Here is a 2,910-nt window from a genome sequence, read left to right on the forward strand (position 1 = left end):
ACGGCTGCGCGGCCGTGCCGGCCCCGCTGTTCGACCCAGTCGTCGACACGTAATAAATCGTCATTCATGCCTCTCCTCGCCGCGTGGGAGTATGAGTTTGCAGCGCTCGGATCGCAAATTCTAAAATGGCTAGAACTGCTTCCACGTACGTGGATACACATTACTTCTTGTTGCGCGGCGATGTTTCGGCGAGCCCGACTGGTTCGCTTGAGATCGCCCTATTGCATCCGGTGACGCCGGAGGACCGCTCTCCTGCCGATGCAACGCTTCGGATCCGTTCCGAACGATGTGCCGAGCATGGGAAGGAGCATTGGACCTGATCCGGAGAACGAGCTCATTATCAGCAGAGATCGCTGGAGATATCCCGGTCGCTCAGAGGCGGAGCAACTGGGGCGGACCTAAGCGGAGTAGGTGAACGTCACTCTGCTGCTTGGGAAGCCCGAGACACGTGCACGGCTCCGATAGCGCACGGGGCTCTCCCATCCATCGGGTGATTGGTCGTCGCTTCGGTCCAGGCAGCCCAGCACGAACCGACCCGTCGGATGACGCAGATAGAAATCGTGCATCAACGACATGTTGAGGAGCCAACCTGCACCGTTGGATTCGACCGACCCACCCTCAAAGAAGTAGCATGTCTGACCGATCTCAACCCCGCTGAAGCTTGCGATCACTTGCCCCTTGTGAGAAAGAATGGCTGAGACGGATCTGTGCTTCAAGAGCAGGATTCTAAGGAAATAGTGCGTAGGATTCAGCAGCAACAGGAAATTCAAGCGCCTTGGTCTTCGCAGTTTGTGGAGTTTGCGCTTCAGCATTCTGAATTTGGAATAATGAAAGCGAGGAAAGATCTCGACTGAGCTTGCTCCATATCTTATGTCGATCTCAAAGGGATCTAATTCTGTCTTTGCATTCTTAATAGTGCGTCGGATATTCGAGCTGACCGCCTTCTGGTAATCCTCCCATGAGGTCCAGCGCGAGAAGTCTACCGCTTCCGTCATATATTTTTCCACGCTGGTGATCGTCACGCCTGCCATGGAGGCAAAAATGCTTTCTCGCGGTGGCTCGAAACTCCAATCGGAGCCGTAGACATATCGCCCGCGTCCCAGTGTCCGGAGGGTCGCCTCCATGCATGCAGCCCAAGTGTCGCGATACTCGGGAAGGAGCTGGAGACCGTCCGAAAATATTCTCTTGAGAGGGCCATGTCCGATGGCGAACTGACCAATCTTGATCGAACGCCCCGCTTCACGAAGTAAAATATTGTACCTGACTACGCGAAAGAGGACGTGGCTTCGGATCTGCCGATACCAGATCCATCCATCTAATTCTCGGTGTGAAGCGTTGCATCTGATAGCAAAGGCGTCCCAGTCATCAGGTGTACTCTTCATACGCTCGATTTCGATGAAACGGATGTCTGTCATGTCAAATCCGAACCGTATGGTGATCTTCCAGGCGAGGCATTCTATCCACCACTGCAATCAAGCGATCTTCTGTTTATCACCTCCTGAGTTTGATCGTGGGAGGATACTTGGTGTGATAGTGCTTCGAGTTTAGAAGAAATTCAATCCTTGGCGCGCCTCCTCTGAAGACGAGGCAATTAGGTATGCTTTCGGACTGAACGATCATCTGCGTTCGGCTCCTGAATTCATCAGACGACGTCCTTTTGCAGTTTATTGCAAAGAGGACTTCGTTTGAATGAGAGACGAGAAGATCTTGGATCCGTTGCCTGGTTCGTCGTCAGGGACCGGATAGGAATGGTCGAAGGCGCGGGGCCCGTATGGATGGGTTTCCTTGCAGGGGCCCAGACGGGAGGGTGGTGAGAGAGGAGAGGCTGGCTCCCATCACGCCGCAGGCGTTCAGTCACACGGCATGAAGGGCGGTGTCATTGCAGGTGCCCCGCGGCGGCACAGGGGCGGGCTCGGATCAGAAATGATGCCGTCTATGAAAGTGGTGCCTACCTGTTTCACCAGAACCCTTCTGCAACTCTTGGCGACGAGGCATTGCCGTCCGGCAGGGCGCCTTCAGGTGGGGAGAATCGACCATGGTTCTGCTCTGGCACTTCTTCATCGTCCGAGCGGGTTGGGGCAATGGCCGCCTCCAAGATGATCCCGTTGCTGTAAGCAGCCGCCGTCATGTAGATGACCAGCTTGATTCTTGGTCAATTCGGATGTGGCGGGTAACCGACCGACACTGCGCGCAGGGCAGATGCTGGCTCTTGAAGTCGACTCTCAGGACCGTATCGAAGGAGCTGCGTTCCTCAGTCAGGGTGCGCTGAACATCCAGGACGGCGCTCCGACAGTCGCAGGAAGCGTTGGGGAGGACTAGGCGAATGGGCTTGTGGAGCCGTCGGCATGAGCATGCTCTGTTAACGCCGACGGGCTAAGGTTCCGGCATCAGACGCTCTTGCTTGGGTGCGACGAGAAACAAGGTGCAGAGCGCCGCCGCCCTAACCATGTCGACCGACGAATCCGGCGTCGGCTGGTCCCTGACTTGGTGAGCGTCGTGCCCCGCGGGCTCTCATCTGCCCCACCGTCACCCTCGCTCCAGCAGCGCGAGTGGATAAGTATTTCGTGAAAGTAGATCAGAAAGAATAAGAATTTTGACTTAAGGTACCGCTTTGAACTCAGGCCTTTTTATACGCGATGAGCGCTATACGATGGATATTTTCCTCAGGGTTCGAAAACACGAATGTTCGAAGATCTTGGCAATAATCATATTCTGGTCACAATCCCAGAGCAATTCCCAGAGCGCACCCAGTTAGTTTGGACAACACGATCCAATACGTCGGTTTGTGGCGGTAATCTGGGGGCAATTAAAACAATACTATATATACATATAGGGGCTCTACAAAAATGACGATTTATTACGTGTCGACGACTGGGTCGAACAGCGGGGCCGGCACGGCCGCGCAGCCGT

General features: G+C 54.7%; 1 protein-coding gene. It reads right to left on the reverse strand.

Annotated elements, in window-relative coordinates:
- Positions 1-398: 398 nt before the first annotated feature.
- Complete coding sequence (locus tag KBI52_RS01870; protein ID WP_210804955.1) at positions 399-1,415, reverse strand: hypothetical protein; 1,017 nt, start codon at positions 1,413-1,415, stop codon at positions 399-401.
- Between the last annotated feature and the right edge of the window lie 1,495 nt (positions 1,416-2,910).

The organism is Microvirga sp. HBU67558 (genome assembly GCF_018069605.1).
Classification (GTDB): domain Bacteria; phylum Pseudomonadota; class Alphaproteobacteria; order Rhizobiales; family Beijerinckiaceae; genus Microvirga; species Microvirga terrae.

What these genes read in the sequence shown, in the direction of transcription:
- KBI52_RS01870 (WP_210804955.1), bottom strand. Translation starts at nt 1,415, where the DNA reads ATGACAGACATCCGTTTCATCGAAATCGAGCGTATGAAGAGTACACCT.